The organism is Rugosimonospora acidiphila (genome assembly GCF_039543385.1).
GTDB classification, from domain to species: domain Bacteria; phylum Actinomycetota; class Actinomycetes; order Mycobacteriales; family Micromonosporaceae; genus Rugosimonospora; species Rugosimonospora acidiphila.
This window is the reverse complement of sequence record NZ_BAABJQ010000004.1, coordinates 268,526-285,380: the sequence shown is the minus strand read 5'-3', so window position 1 is coordinate 285,380 and position 16,855 is coordinate 268,526. Positions and strand designations below refer to the sequence as shown.

The window sequence follows — 16,855 nt, the reverse complement described above, 5'->3', positions numbered from 1 at the left end:
AGCCGGCGCGCCGCGTCAGGACGGCACGTCACGCTGGCGCGCCGTCTCGCCGATCGCCTCGCCGGCCGCCTCCCGGCCGTCCGAGGCCGCCTCGCTTTCGCCTGCCGGGCCGTCCGAGGCCGCTTCGGCCCCGCCCGCCGCCCGGCCGTTCGAGGCGGCTTCGGTCGCGCTGTCCGCCCGGCCGTTCGCCGCCGCCTCCGGCGGTTCCCCCGTCGGAGCTTCGGCCGATGCCTCCCCTGAGCCCTCAGGGGAGGCGGCGGGCCGCTGCGTCCGTACCCTGCGCGCCGACACGTAGCGGCCGTCCTCTCTCGCCTCGACCTGGCCCAACTCCTCCAAAGCCGGCATTGCCCGGAGCACCTCCCGCAGCGGCAGGCCCGCGGTCGCGGCGATCTGCCCCGCGTCCGCCCCGCCCCGCCGGGGCACCGCGTCGAGCACCCGGGACAGCTGTGGACCCAACCGGTCGTGTTCCCGCTCCGGAGCCCGTACCCGTGGAGCAAGGTCGTCACCGATCAGACCCACCTCCTCGAGCACCTCCTGGTATGAGGTGACCAGCCGGGCCCCCTCGCGGATCACTTCGTGGCAGCCGACCGACATCGCCGACGTGACCGGCCCCGGGACCGCCATGACTCCCCGACCCAGCAGCACCGCCCGGCCCAGCGTCTGCCGGGCCCCGCTGCGGGCGTTCGCCTCGACCATCACCGTGCCTCGTGCCAGGGCCGCGATGACCCGGTTACGGATCAGGAACCGGTGCCGGTGAGGGTCGGCGCCCGGCGGCCACTCGCTAATCAGCAGGCCGTCGTCGGCGATCCGCTCGAACAGGCTCGCGTTTGCCGACGGGTACGGGCGGTCCACGCCGCAGGCGAGGACGGCGGCGGTCATCCCGCCCCCGGCCAGGGCGCCACGGTGCGCCGCGGCGTCGATGCCGAAGGCGCCGCCGGAGACCACCGCCCAGCCGCGACTCGCGAGCCCGTACGCCAGTTCGGTCGCCACGTGATTGCCATAGGACGTGGCGGCCCGCGCACCGACCACGGCCACCGAGCGGCCGAGCGCCTCGGCCAGTGGTCGCTCGCCGCGGACCCACAGGCAGACCGGCGGGTAGGTGTCGCGCCCGATCCGGTCACCGTCGGACCGACTGATCATGCGCAGGTCGGCCAGCTGCGCCGGCCACTCCTCGTCCTCCGGGATCACCACCCGGGCGCCGATCCGTCTGGTCCGGGCCAGGACGGTGGCGGCGATCTCTTCCACCGTCGTACCGGCGAGCCGGGCGCGCACCGAGTCGACCAGATCACGCCAGGCCGCGCCGGCCAGGACGCGGCTCAGTGCCTGCGCCGGCCCGTGCTCGCGGACCAGGTCGTAGATTGCCAGGCCGCCCGGCTCGGCCAGACAGGCCAGCGCGGCCCGGGCCGTCCGCGGGTCCTGGATGTCGGTGTTCATCCGATCCGTCCGATGCGCATCGCCAACGCCTCCTGTACGTCTCCGTGATCCGGACCCGACCGGCCGTCGAGATCCGCGATGGTCCAAGCGACCCGCAGCACGCGATCGAACCCGCGCGCGGAGATCGAGCCCGCGTCCACTGCCCGGTGCAGGCCGGCGGTGGCCGCCGCCGGCAACCGCCAGGGCGGGCGGCGCAGCACCGGCCCGGGCACCTCGGCATTGGTCGACCAGCCGTGGTCGGACCAGCGGACGGCCGCCGCGGCGCGAGCCTGGGCCACCCGGGCGGCCACCACCGACGACGGCTCGGCCTGAACCGTCTCCTCGATGAGCTGGGCCGCGGTCACCGGCATCAGCGGCACCTGCAGGTCGACCCGGTCCATCAGCGGCCCGGACAGCCGGCCCAGGTATCGGCGGCGCATCGTGGGGCTGCACTCGCAGTGCTCATCGCCGGCGGGACGGGCGCAGGGGCACGGATTGGCGGCCATGATCAGTTGGATGCGGGCCGGGTACCGGGCCGAACCGTTGGACCGGGACAGCACCACGTAGCCGTCCTCCAGCGGCTGGCGCAGCGTCTCCAACGCCTGCGCGCCGAATTCGGGGGCTTCGTCGAGGAAGAGAATCCCCATGTGGGACAGGGAGATGGCGCCCGGACGGGCCAGGCCGGAGCCGCCGCCCACCAGGGCCGCCACGCTCGCCGTGTGATGCGGCGCCTGGAACGGCGGCCGGCGGATCATCGGCGAGTCGGCGGGCAGCACCCCGGCGATCGAGTGCACCGCCGTCACCTCCAGCGCGGCGGCGTCGGACAGCGGAGGCAGGATCGACGGTAGCCGCTGGGCCAGCATCGTTTTACCCGCGCCGGGCGGCCCGATCATCGAGAGGTGATGTCCGCCCGCGGCGGCCAGCTCCAGCCCACGCCTGCCCAACTCCTGCCCGACGACGTCGGCGAGATCCAGGTCGGAGTCGCCCTCGACCGCCGGGGCGGGCGGCGGATCGAGCAGCGCGGTGCCGTCGCGGACGAAGGACACCAGGCGACGTAGGCAATCGGTGGCGCGGACCGTGACCCCCGGCACCAGGGCGGCCTCCCGGACGTTTCCCGCCGGCACCACCACGCGGCGGACGCCCTCGCGCGCCGCGGCCAGGACGCTGGGCAGCACCCCGCGCACCGGCCGCACGGCGCCGTCGAGCCCCAACTCGCCCAGCAGCACCACGCCCTGCAGCGGCGCCAGCGGAAGCACGCCCGCGGCGGCCAGGATGCTCACTGCGACCGCCAGGTCGAAGGTGGAGCCGTGCTTGGGCATCGCGGCCGGCAGCAGGTTGACGGTGATCCTGCGGTTGGGCCAGCTCTCGCCGGAGTTGACCAGGGCCGCGCGGACCCGGTCGCGGGCCTCGGAGAGGGCGGCGTCGGGCAGCCCGGTCAGGGTCAGGCCGGGCAGCCCGGCGGCGAGGTCGGCCTCGATCTCGACGACGTGGCCGGCGAGCCCGACCAGGGCCACGGCGAGGACTTTCGCATAGGACATTTAGAACGCACCGCGCAAGTGCTCGACGGCTGCGGCACCGGCCCGCCGCGTCCGGACCTCGACCACGTCGAACCGGACCTCCCCGGAATGGATGCCCGTCTCAGCCAGCCACTGCGCCGCCAGCCGGCGCAGCCGGGCCACTTTCGCCGGGCCGACGGCGGAGGCCGGGCTGCCGAAGCCCTCACCGCGCCTGGTCTTGACCTCGACGAAAACCACGGTGTCGCGGTCGCGCAGGATAGCGTCGATCTCACCGGACGGGCACCGCCAGTTGCGGGCCAACAGCACCATGCCCTGATCCAGCAGGTGACGCACGGCGACTCGCTCGCCGTAGGCGCCCACCGCATCCTTGGCTCGCCTCATGCCGGTGAGGCTGTCGGACCCGCCCGGCGCTCACCAGAGCCGGGAGATCGACATGTGGACAGCGACGGTGCTTGTGGACGGTCGAACGATCAAGACGATGATCTGCTATGCCGCCGGCCTACGCGCCGACCCGCCGGACGCGCGGCCGCGAACGCGCGGGGATGCGGGGTGCGAAGGCGCCGGGGGTGCGAAGGTACCGGACGCGGACCGGGCCTCAGGCGCTGGCGAGCCGGCGCAGCCGGGACACGGCCTCGTCGAGCACCTCGGGTTTCTTGCAGAACGCGAACCTGACCAGGTGCCGGCCGGCGGCGACGTTGTCGTAGAAGACCTGGCTCGGTACCGCGACCACGCCGCACCGTGCCGGCAACTCGCGGCAGAACTCGACGCCGTCCGTGCCACCCAACCCGGTGATGTCCGCGGTGACGAAGTAGGTGCCCTCGGGTACCAGCACCGAGAACCCGGCCTCGGTCAGGCCACCGATCAGTCGATCCCGCTTGGCCTGCAGGTCGGCGCGGAACTCCTCGTAGTACGAGCGGGGCAGCGACAGCGCGTACGCGACGGCCGGCTGCAGGGGAGCGGCGTTGACGAAGGTCAGGAACTGCTTGACCCGCAGTACGGCGGAGACCAGTTCGACCGGCCCGCACGCCCAGCCGACCTTCCAACCGGTGCACGAAAAGGTCTTCCCAGCCGACGAGATCTGCAGCGTACGGTCGCGCATCCCGGGCAGGGTGGCCAGCGGGACGTGTGAGCCGCCGTCGAAGATCAGGTGCTCGTACACCTCGTCGGTGACCGCGTACACGTCGTGCGATACGCAAAGCCGCGCGATGAGCGCCAGTTCGTCGCGGGTGAACACCTTGCCGGTCGGGTTGTGCGGGGAGTTGAGCAGCACCAGCCGGGTACGCGGGCCGAAGGCCGCGCGCAGCGCGGCGGCGTCGAACTCGTAGCGCCCGTCGGAACCCGGTCGCAGGGTCACCGGCCGGCGCACCGCACCGGCCAGCGCGATGGCCGCCGCGTAGGAGTCGTAGTACGGCTCGAAGCAGATCACCTCGTCGCCGGGCTCGCACAGCGCCAGGATCGCGGCGGTGATGGCCTCGGTCGCGCCGGCCGTCACCAGCACCTCACCGTCGGGGTCGTACTCCAGCCCCCAGAAGGTGCTCTGGTGGTCGGCGATCGCCGAGCGCAGGGCGGGGATGCCGGGCCCCGGCGGGTACTGGTTCGCGCCGGTCTGCAGGGCCTTGGCTGCGGCGTCGAGCATGCCGGGCGGCCCGTCGGTGTCTGGGAAGCCCTGACCGAGGTTGACCGCGCCGGTGCGCACGGCGAGTGCGGACATCTCGGCGAAGATGGTGGTGCCGAACGGCTGCATCCGGGCGACGAGCGGATCCATGCCGGCCAGCCTATGCCTGCCCTGGCGGCCAGCCGCCGGCCGCAGGCCCTGAACGCGGCGGCGGGTCCTCAGCGCGGCGGCGGGTCCTCAGCGCGGCGGTGGGGGCTGCTGGGTGGTGCGCTCCAGCCAGGCGACGGCCTGGGCGACCTGCTCCGCCAGCACCCGGGCCGGGTCCCCGCGCAGCAGACTGACCGCCACCTGGTCGAGCCCGAAGGTCAGGTACCAGATCCGGGCACGCTGGTATGTCTGCGGATCGACTGCCTCGCGCAGCGTCGACCAGCCGTGCCAGGCCAGGCAGGCGGCGTCCACAGCCGGATCGAACGGCTGCGCGAAATCCCAGTCCAGCACGCCGACACAGTGCCGGCCGGCCGGATCCCAGTGCACGTTCTCGCCGGCCAGATCCCCGTGTACCAGCCGGACCGGTACCGGCGGCAGGTCCCGCGCCCGCGCCACGCGCTCGGCCGCCTCGGCCCGCCACTCGTCCGGCAGCAGCGCGCTCACCTCACGCATCAGCTCCGGCCAGCGGGGCCCACCCGCGTACGCGTGGGCCGGGCCGAGCAGCCCGTCGACGTCGGCGAGGTGCACCGAGGCCAGGGCGGCCATCAGGTCGCGCAGTCCGGCCGGCTGGCCCTGCCCGCGGGCGGTCGGCGCGCCCGGTACCCAGGACAGCGCGACCGCGGCCCGCCCGTTGACGTCGACCACGTCGGTCAGCGGTACTGGCACGGCGAACGGCAATCCGGCCTTCTCCAGGCGGGACAGCAGCTGGCAGCGCTGGGGCAGCAGGGCCGCGGTGCTGGCGTACTTGGCGATCCGCACCGCCGCGACGCCGGGCAGCAGGACGACATCGTGCGAGCCGCCCCGACCCAGCCGTGCGCGCTCCCACGCGCTCCCCGGCATCAACGCGTCTGCGATGGCGAGGAGATCGTCCGGTACCTCCACGGTTGTCATTATGCCGGGGACGTTCGAATGACAATCCAGGCATCCAGGTCAGCGCGCTGGCGAGCCGGGCCGGCAGTCGCCTACCGTGCGAGTCGTGGACGGACCTCGCAACTATCAAGACGAGTCGGATGGACGCTGGTACTCGGGTTACGCCGAGCGGTACCCGGCGGTGGACAGCCGGTTCGAGGACGACGAGCGGCATCGGGTGCCGGAGCCGCGCTACTCGGAGCCGGGTGAGGCGGGCGGCGAGTCGGGCCGGTTCCGGGAGGGTTACCCCGAGGCCGAGGCGTATGGCTCCCGGTCCGATCCTGGTCTGGCCGCCCGGAGCGCCAGCCCGACCGGGCCGCGCTCGGGTGTGGAGTTGCCGCCGTTGCCGCCGCCGGCCGACCTGTCGGACTCACGTTTCCACGACTCGACCGAGTCCCGGTTCCACCAGGAGCAGGTCGAGCCGCGCTTCCATCAGGAGCAGGTCGAGCCCCGGTTCCATCAGGAGCAGGTCGAGCCCCGGTTCCACCAGGAACAGGCCGAGCCGCGGTTCCATGCCGAGGGGCCGGAGTCGCGATTCCAGACCGAGCCGATAGACCGCGCGGCGCTGCGCCGGGCGCCCGGGTCGGTCGGGGCGCCGACGCAGCTCGCGCCGCCCATCCAGACCCAGCCGATCAACCCGCCGCCGATCCAGGCGGGGCCACCGATGCAGGCCGCGACGCCGATGCAGGCCGGGCCCATGCAGGGCAATCCGCCCCCGCCGCTCGGGCCGGCCGGTGGCGGGATGCCGGGCCCGGCATCCCAGCCGGCGCCGCCCATGCCCGTCGACCAGAGCGGCGCCGTGTACCGCTCCCGGCACACCGGCGCGGCGATCCTGCTGGTCGTCGTGGCGATCCTGGCCGAATTGCTGACCGTGCGGATGCTGTTCTCGGGCGAGTTCGGGCACCCGTTCCAGCCGGCCGAGGTGCTGGGCGGGATCTTCACCATGGGCGGCACCCCGCTCGTCGCGATGGGCCTGTACGGGTTGATCACCGGTGCGGCCAATGCGTCCGGGCCGGCGCCGGGCCGCGCATGGCTGCGACCGCCGCTGGCGTTCCTGCCGATCGGGCTGGCGCTCATCGTGGCCGGCGCCCTCGCTATATAGCATTTTAAGGGCAAAACCGACAAAAGCCCCCAGGGTGTACGCCCAGGGGCGGCTGCGGCCTGAGCACCGCGTACACTCGACAACGGCGACCACCTCGCGTGGTCGACCTCGCGCGCCCTCCTCACCTCATCGGTGGGGCGGCGGCCGCCCTGGTCCCGATGCGCCACTCCGGCGCGCGGGCTCAACCCCGGCCGACGATCAGGCGCCAGGCCGGCGGTCCGACCGGAGCGCCGGGACAACCAGGGAAACTGAGGAGCACCCCGCCATGGCAGTGGTAACCATGCGCCAGCTTCTGGAGAGCGGTGTCCACTTCGGACACCAGACTCGGCGCTGGAACCCGAAGATGAAGCGCTTCATCCTCACCGAGCGCAACGGGATCTACATCATCGATCTGCGCCAGAGCCTCGACTACATCGAGAAGGCGTACGACTTCGTCCGCAACACGGTCGCCGAGGGCGGCAGCATCCTGTTCGTCGGCACCAAGAAGCAGGCCCAGGAGGCGATGTCGGAGCAGGCGTCGCGGGTCGGCATGCCGTACGTGAACCACCGCTGGTTGGGTGGCATGCTCACCAACTTCCAGACGGTCTACAAGCGGCTGCAGCGGATGAAGGAGCTGGAGTCGATCGAGCAGACCGGCGCGGCGCAGGGGTACACGAAGAAGGAGACCCTCCAGCTGACTCGGGAGAAGGACAAGCTGACCCGGACCCTGGGCGGTCTGCGGGACATGCAGAAGACCCCGGCCGCGATCTGGGTGGTGGACACCAAGAAGGAGCACATCGCCGTCGACGAGGCCCGCAAGCTGGGCATCCCGGTGATCGCGGTGCTGGACACCAACTGCGACCCGGACGAGGTCGACTTCCCGATCCCCGGCAACGATGACGCCATCCGCTCGGCCGCGCTGCTGACCCGCGTGATCGCGGACGCGGTCGCGGACGGTCTGATCTCCCGGTCCGGACGGGGCACGGGGCGCGGCGCCGCCGACGAGAAGCCCGAGCCGGGCGCGGTGGCGGTCGACGAGCCGCTGGCCGAGTGGGAGCGCGAGCTGCTGCAGCGCAAGGAGGCGCAGCCGGGCACCACCGAGGCCGCTCCGGCCGCTCCGGCTGCGGAGGCTGGTCCGGCTGCGGAGGCCGCTGCGGCTGCGGAGGCCGCTCCGGCTGCGGAGGCTGCTCCGGCCGCCGAGGCTGCCCCGGCCACCGAGGCCACCTCGGCCTGACGGTCGCGCCGGATGGCGGAACTCCGCCGTCCGGCAAACGGACATGAGGACATAGCAAGGCCGGCCGCTCGCGGCGGTGCGCGACGGGCGCGTCCGGGGACGGATGCGCCCGAAGCGAATCGCGGCGGGCGGCGGCGCCGGGTCGCTCGACGAGGTCTGCGAGGATTCTCGTGAGCCGGCGCCGTCGAACCGGGTATCGGGCGCCATCGGCGTCAGGGAATGTGGCGCCGGGGTCGGGTACCCGGGCGAGAAGGCAGAGTGCCGCCCGCAAGCGGACGGATAGAAGAGGGACATGGCGAACTTCACTTCCGCGGACGTCAAGAAGCTCCGCGAACTGACCGGCGCTGGCATGATGGACTGCAAGAAGGCGCTGGACGAGGCCGACGGCGACTTCGAGAAAGCGGTAGAGATCCTCCGCATCAAGGGTGCGAAGGACGTCGGCAAGCGGGCCGGCCGGACCGCCGCCAACGGGCTGGTCGCCCACTCCGGCACGGCTCTGCTCGAGATCAACTGCGAGACCGACTTCGTGGCCAAGAACGCCGACTTCATCGCCCTGGCGCAGAGCCTGGTGGAGCAGGTGGCGAACACGAACCCGGCCGACCTGGACGCGCTGCTGGCCTCCACGCTGCCCGACGGTCGCACCGTCGCCGCCGCCGTGGACGAGCAGTCCGCGAAGATCGGTGAGCGTCTGGTGGTCAACCGGTTCGCGGTGCTCAACGGCCAGGTCGCCGTCTACCTGCACCGCAAGAGCGCGGACCTGCCGCCGGCCGTGGGGGTGATGGTCGAGTACGCGGGCAAGTCCGACGAGGCGGGCGAGGCGGACGCGCGCGGCGTCGCGATGCAGATCGCGGCTATGCGGCCGAAGTACCTCAGCCGCGACGAGGTCCCCACGGACGTGGTCGCGACCGAGCGGCGCATCGCCGAGGAGACCGCCCGCGAGGAGGGCAAGCCCGAGCAGGCCCTCGCGCGGATCGTCGAGGGCCGGGTCGGCGCCTTCTTCAAGGACTTCGTCCTGCTGGAGCAGTCGTCGGTGCAGGACCAGAAAAAGACTGTGCAGCAGATCCTCAAGGAGGCCGGGCTCACCGTGAACCGGTTCGTCCGGTTCGAGGTCGGGCAGGCCTAGCAGTACGGCAGACGGGGAGGCCGCGGGTGGACGAAAACCACGCGCCGGCCTCCCCGTCGCATAGTAGGGCCGGTCTGGCCCGGCACGTCTGGCGCCGCACAGCGACCCAGACCAGCCACCGGCGGCGGGGCGCGTCGCCCAGCTTGCGCCGGGACATGACAGATTGGTAATGACAGACCTGGAGGGCGCGATGACTGACACGGTGGCCGACGAGATCGTGACCGCTGCGGCGGGCCGGCTGGCCAGCGGCGGGCCGCCGCGAGCCCGACGGGTTGTGCTGAAGCTGTCCGGCGAGGTGTTCGGCGGCGGCGAGATCGGCGTGGATCCGGACGTGGTCCAGGACCTGGCCCGGCAGATCGGGCACGTGGTCCAGCTCGGGACCCAGATCGCCGTGGTGGTCGGCGGCGGCAACTTCTTCCGCGGCGTGGAGCTGGAGAAGCGCGGCATGGACCGCTCCCGCGCCGACTACATGGGCATGATCGCGACGGTGATGAACTGTCTGGCGCTGCAGGACTTTCTGGAGAAGTCGGGCATCGACACCCGGGTGCAGACGGCGATCACCATGGCCCAGGTGGCCGAGCCGTACATTCCCCGCAAGGCGATCCGGCACCTGGAAAAGGGCCGCGTGGTCATCTTCGGGGCGGGCGCCGGGATGCCGTACTTCTCGACCGACACCGTGGCTGTGCAGCGGGCTCTGGAGATTCACGCTGACTCCGTGCTGATGAGCAAGAACGGCGTGGACGGCGTCTACACCGCCGACCCGAGGATCGATCCGACCGCCGTCAAGTTGGCCTCCATCACGTTCGATGAGATGCTTCGCGAGGGTCTGGGGGTGGCCGATGCGGCGGCCTTCAGCCTGTGCAAGGACAATCGCCTTCCGATGCTCGTCTTCGGTGCCGAGGGCGAGGACACCATCATCAAGGCGGTCAGCGGCGAGAAGATCGGCACACTGATCACCGCCTGACCGGCCGGCAGTAACCGCGTGACCTGCCACGCAACCGCCCGAAGGAGGCGACGGAGCACGTGATCGACGAAACGCTCTTCGAGGCAGAAGAGAAGATGGAGCGGGCGATCGAGGTCGCCAAGGAGGAGTTCGCCGCGATCCGTACCGGTCGAGCCACGGCGGCGATGTTCTCCAAGATCATCATCGACTACTACGGCAGCCCGACCCCGCTGCCGCAGATGGCCTCGATCGGCACCCCGGAGCCACGGATGGCGATCATCAAGCCGTACGACAACGGCCAGCTCCAGGCGATGGAGAAGGCGATCCGCGACTCGGATCTCGGGGTGAACCCGAATAACGAGGGCAACCAGCTGCGCATCGTACTGCCGCAGATGACCGAGGAGCGGCGCCGGGACATGATCAAGGTGGCCCGGCACAAGGGCGAGGAGGCCAAGGTCTCCGTTCGCAACGTGCGACGCAAGGCCAAGGAGGAGCTGGACCGCATCGTCAAGGACGGCGAGGCGGGCGAGGACGAGGTGCGCCGGGCGGAGAAGGAGCTCGACGACCTCACCCACAAGTACACCGCCAGCATCGACGAGATCGTCAGGCACAAGGAAACCGAGCTCCTCGAGGTCTGATGTCCTACGTCGATCCTCCGGACCGCCAGGGATCTCGGGCACGTCATCGGGCGCGGCACGCCGACGTGGCCGCGCCCGAGCCGTACCCAGAGCCGGCGCCGCAACCCGTCCCGTACGACAAGGACGGCACGGCGATCATCCCGGCGTACCCGAAGGGGCCCGTCGACGAGCTGGACCTCAACCTCGAGGACGGCCGCACCGCCCGGTCCCGTGAGCAGCGCGCCAGCGAGCCGTCGCCCCAGGGCCCGCGCAAGAGCCGTGCCGGCCGCAACCTGCCCGCGGCGATCGGGGTGGGTGTCACCCTCGGCGCGATAGTCATCGTCTCGCTGTTCGTCTGGCGTCCCGCCTTCCTCGGCCTGATCGTGCTGGCGACCGGCATCGGGGTCTTCGAGATGGTCCGAGCCGTGCGCGGGACGGGCATCCGAGCGCCGCTGATTCCGCTGCTGCTGGCCTGTCCGGTGATGGTCGGGCTGGCTTGGGAGGGCGGGACCGAACCGCTGATCCTGGGCCTGACGCTGTCCGTCGTCGCGGCGCTGATCTGGCGCCTGGCCGACGGCCCCGCCGGATACCAGCGCGACGCCACCACCGCGGCTCTGATCGCGGTCTATGTGCCGTTCCTCGCGTCCTTCGCGGTCATGCTGGACAAGCCGCACGATGGCCCACTCCGGGTGGTGCTGACCCTTGCCTCGGTGGTGCTCTCCGACACGGGTGGCTACGCCGCCGGGGTGTTCTTCGGTCAGCATCCGATGGCGCCGTCGATCAGCCCGAAGAAGTCCTGGGAGGGGCTGTGCGGCTCGCTGCTGGCCACCGGCCTCGGCGGTGCGGTGCTGATCGACCTCCTGCTCCACGAGCCCTGGTGGCACGGCGTGATCTTCGGGGTCGCCGTGTCGATCGCCGCCGTTGTTGGCGATCTCACAGAATCCCTGATCAAGCGGGATCTCAAGATCAAGGACATGAGTAACCTGCTGCCCGGGCACGGCGGCCTGATGGACCGGCTCGACTCGATCCTTTTCGCCATTCCGACCGCCTTCGTGCTGCTCTCGGTGCTCGCGCCGGTCGGCAAATAGCCGCCGCGACGCCGCTTCGGGGCGCCTCGGGGCACGCGAGGGGGATTCTGGCCCCCGCCAAAGCCCGGCTCGGGCCGTCGCGCCACCCCCGGGCCGGCCGGCACGCGGCGTGGCCGTCCTCGGCGTGAGAGGGCGATCGTGCCCGGTCGTGCGAGACTGGACCGGCTATGACAACACAGCCCGTCACCGGACCCGGCCAGCCACTGGCCCTGCTGCCCGCGACCCCCGAGGTCGCGAGCCCCGCCCCGGCCGCGCCCGGCGCCGCGCGGTCGCGCACCGTCGCCGGCCCGCCCGGCCTCGCGCTCGCCGAACTGCCCGGTGATGCGCAGGCGGCCCCGGCCGGTCGCCGGCAACGGGCCGCGATGCCGCCGCGCCACCTCGCCGACCTGGACCTCGCCGGCCGCCGGGCGGCCGTCGCCGGCCTCGGCGACAAGGAGTTCCGGGCCGGGCAGCTGTCCACCCACTACTTCGGGCGGCTGATCCGCGACCCGCAGCGGATGACCGACATCCCCGCGACCGCGCGCGGCCGGCTCGCCGCCGAGCTGCTGCCCACGCTGCTGACGCCGGTGCGCCAGCTGACCTGTGACGATGGCCGTACCCGTAAGACGCTCTGGCGGCTGCACGACGGCTCGCTGGTGGAGAGCGTGCTGATGGGGTATCCGGACCGGGTCACGGTCTGCGTCTCCAGCCAGGCGGGCTGCGGCATGGCCTGCCCGTTCTGCGCGACCGGCCAGGCCGGGCTGACCCGCAACCTGTCCACCGCCGAGATCGTCGACCAGGTGGTCTGGTTCGCCGGGCTGGCCGCCGAGGGCGCGCTGCCCGACTGCCCGGACCGGCTGTCCCGGGTGGTGTTCATGGGCATGGGCGAGCCGCTGGCCAACTACTCGCGGGTGACCGAGGCGGTACGCCGGCTCACCGAGCCAGCGCCGGGCGGCTTGGGCCTGTCCGCACGACATGTCACGATCTCGACAGTCGGCCTGGTGCCGGCCATCCACCGACTGGCCGGCGAGGACCTGCCAGTCACCCTTGCGCTGTCGTTGCACGCGCCAGATGATGAGCTGCGCGACGAACTCGTACCGGTCAACCAACGGTGGAAGGTGGCCGAGGTGCTGGATGCCGCATGGTCGTACGCGGCACGCACTGGGCGCCGTGTCTCTATCGAGTACGCCATGATCAAAGACGTAAATGACCAACCGTGGCGGGCGGATCTGCTCGGTCGGCTGTTGGCCGGGAGGTTGGCGCATGTCAACCTGATCCCGCTGAACCCGACCCCGGGCAGCCGCTGGGACGCCAGCCCCAAGCCGGTCGAGCGCGAGTTCGTCCGGCGACTGCGCGCGGCCGGAGTGGCGGCCACCGTGCGCGACACGAGGGGCCGCGAGATCGACGGTGCCTGTGGGCAGCTGGCCGCGCTGGCGGATGAACGAGCCGCTGGCGACGCTTCGGCGCAGTCGCGGTCGGATGAGCCAAGGCGGGGGCCAGGGGCGAATGCCTCACGCAGTGAGCGAAAGGCGGCACAGTGAGTCAAGGTCAGCGGTTCCGGCGAAGGGCGCTGCGTCGCGGGTACAAGGTGGACGAGGTGGACACCTTCCTCGACCGGGTCGAGGCGACGCTCAACGGCGAGGCGAGCTCCCCGGTCGCCGCTCAGGAGGTCCACGACGTGGTCTTCCGGGTGCGCTTCGGCGGGTACGACGAGTGGCAGGTCGACCTGCACCTCGACCGGGTCGAACGGCAGCTCAGCGAGCTGGAGGAGCGCACGGGCGCGCGCGGCTCCGATCGGATGGCCGACCGGATGGCCGAGGACCGCGTGGGCTCCGCTGACCGCCTGGGACCGCCGGATCGCCTGGGCCCGCCGGACCGTCTGGGCCCGCCGGACCGTCTGGGCCCGCCGGACCGTCTAGGCCCCCCGGACCGTCTGGGCCCGCCGGATCGAATGGGCCCCCCGGACCGGATGGGGCCGCCCGACCGCCTCGGACCTCCGGATCGGATGGCGCCTCCGGATCGACTCGCGCCGCCCGAGCGCATGGGTGCGCCCATGGGCGCCCCGATGGGCGGGCCGGACCGGATGGCTCCGGTCATGCGCGACGACCGGACCATGCCGCCGCCGGATCGGGCCGGCCCGCCGCCGATGCGCGACGACCGGATGATGCCGCCCCAGCCGGACCGGTTCGGGCCGCCGCCGGTGCGTGACGATCGCCCGCCGATGCCGCCGCCGCAGTCCCGTCCGGTGCCCCCGATGTCGCCGTCGACCAGCGGCGGCTTCGCCCGGTTCGACGAGCCGACCCGATACGACGCTCCGCCACGCTATGGGGAGCCCGACCGGTACGAGGAGCCGACCAACGCCTTCGGCCGGGGTTTCGAGGGGTTCGAGCCCGGCCGGCACGGCAAGACGGACATGACCACCGAGATCAGGATGCCGCAGGACCTGGGCGTCGGCGGAGCCGCCGCGGGTCTGGGCGGAGACGCCCTCCGCGTCGACCAGTTGCGCCGCACGTTCCACCCGCGCCGGTTTGGCAGCGGGTACGACCCGGTCCAGGTGGATCGCCTGTTCGAGGGAATTCTCAGCGCGATGTCCAGCCGGTCCTCGGTGGCGATCAACGACACGGAGCTGGACCCGGGGCAGTTCAACCTGGTGCCGGGCGGCTACTACGAGGCAGAGGTGGATCAGGCGCTGCGGGAGGTCCGCGACATCCTGCGGCGACGCTGAGCAGCTACGCCGCCGGCCCCGGCACGGATCGCGGCCGTGCTCCGGGGCCGAGCGGTGGCAAGCGTGACGGCGGGGCATGCGTTACCGCGGTGGCATGCGTGACGGCCGCGGCAGGCGTTGCTCCGGTAGGCATGCGTGAGGTTCGGGGCCTGCCGGGGGCGGATGGGGTCGGTGCGCGGGTGCGTACCCGCGCTGGTCAGCGCAGGCCGTTCTTGCGCAGCAGCCAGTCCCCGACCAGGACCACCGCGAGCAGCGCGGCGAAAACGATCAAGAAGATGTCCTCGATGTGGCCGCGCTGGTTGCCGCACAGCATCGCCAGCAGGACCACGATGACCCCGACAGCACCGATGCGGGCCAACTTGGCGTTGCCCGGCTTGTGCTGGTCCGGTGAGGTCACTGGCTCTTCGTCGGCCACGTCGATCCCCTTTGATGATCATTCGCTCGATCGGGTGCAGGCTTAGTTTGGCATGCCGTCCGGGAGCCTCACCGGGCGGTCCGCCTCGGGTGCCCTGGCCGGGTGGACGTTACGGAGGTGGCGGCGGTGGGCGTTGGAGGGCAGTGCTGAGCATCCGCACACCGCCGGTGGCGCCTCCGGTAGCGTCGGGGGGTACGGATCGCGAGTCAGAAGGGGCACCGCAGTGCGGATCACCGGTACCGGCCACGCGAGCATGCGGATCGACACCCCGGCGGGAAGCATCCTGTGCGACCCCTGGGTGAATCCGGCCTACTTCGCCTCCTGGTTCCCGTTTCCGGACAACTCGCAGCTGGACTGGGAGTCGCTCGGGCAGACCGACTACCTGTACGTCTCCCACCTGCACCGGGACCACTTCGACGCGGAGCACCTGAAGCGTTTCGTGAGCAAGCAGGCGACGGTGTTGCTGCCCGAGTACCCGACCAGCGAGCTGGAGGACCAGCTGCGCGAGCTGGGCTTCACCGACTTCTTCCGCACCACCTCCAACGAGGTGCACGAGCTCGACGGCGGGCTCAAGGTCATGATTCAGGCGCTGACCAGCCCGACCGACGGGCCGATCGGCGACTCCTCGCTCTGGGTCGAGTACGACGGCGTCCGGCTGCTCAACCAGAACGACGCCCGCCCGTCCGATCTGTCCACCTTCGCCGAGCTGGGTCAGGTGCACGCGCACCTGCTGCAGTTCTCCGGCGCCATCTGGTACCCGATGGTCTACGAGCTGCCCGACGCGGCGAAGACGGCGTTCGGCAAGCAGAAGCGCGAGCGGCAGTTCGACCGCACCTTCCGCTACATCGACGACCTCAAGGCCGACCACGTCTTCCCGATCGCCGGGCCGCCGTGCTTCCTTGACGACGCCCTGTGGCAGTTCAACGACCTGGGCGACGACGAGGGCAACATCTTCCCCGACCAGCAGCGTTTCATGGAGGAGTACGCGAAGGTCGGCGGCACCAACGCGACCGTCCTGCTGCCCGGCACGGTCACCGAGCTGACCGTCTCCTCGGAGGTCTCCGAGGCGCGGACCACCCAGCCGGTGGACGACGTCGCGGAGTTCTTCGCGGGCAAGGAGGAGCACCTGCGCGCGTACCAGGAGCGGCAGCGCCCGGTGATCGAGGCGGCCAAGGCGTCCTGGCGGCACCCCGAGATCGACGTGCTCGGCGAGCTGAAGAAGCGGATCGAGCCCCTGCTGGAGGAGTCGATCTACCTCGCCAAGGGGGTCGGAGGGCCGGTCCGGATCGACCTGACCGACTCCGACGGTCCTGACGGCGAGGTGCTCGACTCGATAGTCGTGGACTTCCCCGGCAAGCAGGTGCGGGAGTACGCCGACGAGAAGGTCCGGTACCGGTTCCGTACCGGCCGCGCGCTGGTCGAGCACCTGCTGCACATCGGCGAGGTGGACTGGGTCAACTCGCTGTTCCTGTCCTGCCGGTTCTCGGCGGCCCGGGTGGGCCAGTACAACGAGTTCGTATACTCGTTCTTCAAGTGCCTGTCCGAGGAGCGCCTGCAGTACGCGGAGGGCTGGTACGACGAGAACGAGCGCACCACCGACGCCGAGGACATCACGCTGGGTGACTGGGTGGTGCAGCGGCGCTGCCCGCACCTGAAGGCGGACCTGACCCGGTTCGGGGTGATCGAGGGCGAGACGCTGACCTGCCAGCTGCACGGCTGGAAGTTCGATCTGACCAGCGGGCGCTGCCTGACCAGCGCCGGCCACGAGCTGCGGTGCCGGCCGGCCACGGTCGACGTCGAGGCGTAGGGGCGGTTGGGCGCGGGGCCTGACCAGGGGCGCGGGGTAAAACGGATCACGTCTTCTGGCGTGTACCTCACAATCGTGGGCCCTTTGGTGTAGTGTAGTTTGCGAAGTTTTTGTGTACCTGGCTTCCGTCACCCTCCAGGTGGCGGCACGGTCGTCTCCTCACGAGGGATGAGCCCCGGCTA

15 protein-coding genes are annotated in these 16,855 nt (G+C 71.6%); 9 read left to right on the top strand and 6 right to left on the bottom strand.

Features of this window, described 5'->3' with window-relative positions; all coding sequences use genetic code 11:
• Nucleotides 1-15: 15 nt before the first annotated feature.
• The 5 genes from dprA to ABEA87_RS08955 all read right to left on the bottom strand — a co-directional run bounded on the left by dprA (nucleotide 16) and on the right by ABEA87_RS08955 (nucleotide 5,634).
• On the bottom strand, nucleotides 16-1,434 hold the full coding sequence (gene dprA, locus ABEA87_RS08975) for a DNA-processing protein DprA (RefSeq protein WP_345627825.1): 1,419 nt from the start codon (nucleotides 1,432-1,434) through the stop codon (nucleotides 16-18).
• Entirely contained in the window at nucleotides 1,431-2,951 is a 1,521-nt protein-coding gene (locus ABEA87_RS08970) for a YifB family Mg chelatase-like AAA ATPase (RefSeq protein ID WP_345627823.1), read from the bottom strand. The genes dprA and ABEA87_RS08970 overlap by 4 nt, the downstream gene beginning before the upstream one ends.
• Complete coding sequence (locus tag ABEA87_RS08965) at nucleotides 2,952-3,311, bottom strand: YraN family protein (protein WP_345627821.1); 360 nt, start codon at nucleotides 3,309-3,311, stop codon at nucleotides 2,952-2,954.
• A 214-nt stretch (nucleotides 3,312-3,525) separates the two neighbouring features.
• Nucleotides 3,526-4,695, bottom strand: a complete 1,170-nt coding sequence (locus ABEA87_RS08960) for a pyridoxal phosphate-dependent aminotransferase (RefSeq protein ID WP_345627819.1) — start codon at nucleotides 4,693-4,695, stop codon at nucleotides 3,526-3,528.
• 87 nt (nucleotides 4,696-4,782) lie between these two features.
• Nucleotides 4,783-5,634 (bottom strand): aminoglycoside phosphotransferase family protein, encoded by an 852-nt coding sequence (locus ABEA87_RS08955; RefSeq protein ID WP_345627818.1) that lies wholly within the window; start codon nucleotides 5,632-5,634, stop codon nucleotides 4,783-4,785.
• 94 nt (nucleotides 5,635-5,728) lie between these two features.
• Between ABEA87_RS08955 and ABEA87_RS08950 the strand changes: the two genes are divergently transcribed.
• The 8 genes from ABEA87_RS08950 (at nucleotide 5,729) to ABEA87_RS08915 (ending at nucleotide 14,451) form a co-directional block, all read left to right on the top strand.
• Nucleotides 5,729-6,763, top strand: coding sequence for a hypothetical protein (locus ABEA87_RS08950; protein ID WP_345627816.1), 1,035 nt, complete (start codon nucleotides 5,729-5,731; stop codon nucleotides 6,761-6,763).
• Nucleotides 6,764-7,028: 265 nt separating this feature from the next.
• Nucleotides 7,029-7,976 (top strand): 30S ribosomal protein S2, encoded by a 948-nt coding sequence (gene rpsB / locus ABEA87_RS08945; RefSeq protein ID WP_345627814.1) that lies wholly within the window; start codon nucleotides 7,029-7,031, stop codon nucleotides 7,974-7,976.
• A 292-nt stretch (nucleotides 7,977-8,268) separates the two neighbouring features.
• Nucleotides 8,269-9,099 (top strand): translation elongation factor Ts, encoded by an 831-nt coding sequence (gene tsf / locus ABEA87_RS08940; RefSeq protein ID WP_345627812.1) that lies wholly within the window; start codon nucleotides 8,269-8,271, stop codon nucleotides 9,097-9,099.
• Nucleotides 9,100-9,289: 190 nt separating this feature from the next.
• Nucleotides 9,290-10,063: a UMP kinase gene (gene pyrH, locus ABEA87_RS08935; RefSeq protein WP_345627810.1), complete on the top strand. Its 774-nt coding sequence runs from the start codon at nucleotides 9,290-9,292 to the stop codon at nucleotides 10,061-10,063.
• A gap of 59 nt (nucleotides 10,064-10,122) precedes the next feature.
• Nucleotides 10,123-10,680, top strand: a complete 558-nt coding sequence (gene frr, locus ABEA87_RS08930) for a ribosome recycling factor (RefSeq protein ID WP_345627808.1) — start codon at nucleotides 10,123-10,125, stop codon at nucleotides 10,678-10,680.
• Nucleotides 10,680-11,747, top strand: a complete 1,068-nt coding sequence (locus ABEA87_RS08925; protein ID WP_345627806.1) for a phosphatidate cytidylyltransferase — start codon at nucleotides 10,680-10,682, stop codon at nucleotides 11,745-11,747. Before frr ends, ABEA87_RS08925 begins: the two co-directional genes overlap by 1 nt.
• A gap of 362 nt (nucleotides 11,748-12,109) precedes the next feature.
• Complete coding sequence (rlmN, locus tag ABEA87_RS08920) at nucleotides 12,110-13,267, top strand: dual-specificity RNA methyltransferase RlmN (RefSeq protein WP_345628187.1); 1,158 nt, start codon at nucleotides 12,110-12,112, stop codon at nucleotides 13,265-13,267.
• Nucleotides 13,264-14,451: a DivIVA domain-containing protein gene (locus tag ABEA87_RS08915; protein WP_345627804.1), complete on the top strand. Its 1,188-nt coding sequence runs from the start codon at nucleotides 13,264-13,266 to the stop codon at nucleotides 14,449-14,451. The genes rlmN and ABEA87_RS08915 overlap by 4 nt, the downstream gene beginning before the upstream one ends.
• A gap of 196 nt (nucleotides 14,452-14,647) precedes the next feature.
• On the opposite strand, the gene ABEA87_RS08910 is transcribed toward ABEA87_RS08915, so the two are convergent.
• Nucleotides 14,648-14,866, bottom strand: coding sequence for a DUF2631 domain-containing protein (locus ABEA87_RS08910; protein ID WP_345627803.1), 219 nt, complete (start codon nucleotides 14,864-14,866; stop codon nucleotides 14,648-14,650).
• A gap of 223 nt (nucleotides 14,867-15,089) precedes the next feature.
• Between ABEA87_RS08910 and ABEA87_RS08905 the strand changes: the two genes are divergently transcribed.
• Nucleotides 15,090-16,673: a Rieske 2Fe-2S domain-containing protein gene (locus ABEA87_RS08905; protein ID WP_345627801.1), complete on the top strand. Its 1,584-nt coding sequence runs from the start codon at nucleotides 15,090-15,092 to the stop codon at nucleotides 16,671-16,673.
• Nucleotides 16,674-16,855: the final 182 nt, after the last annotated feature.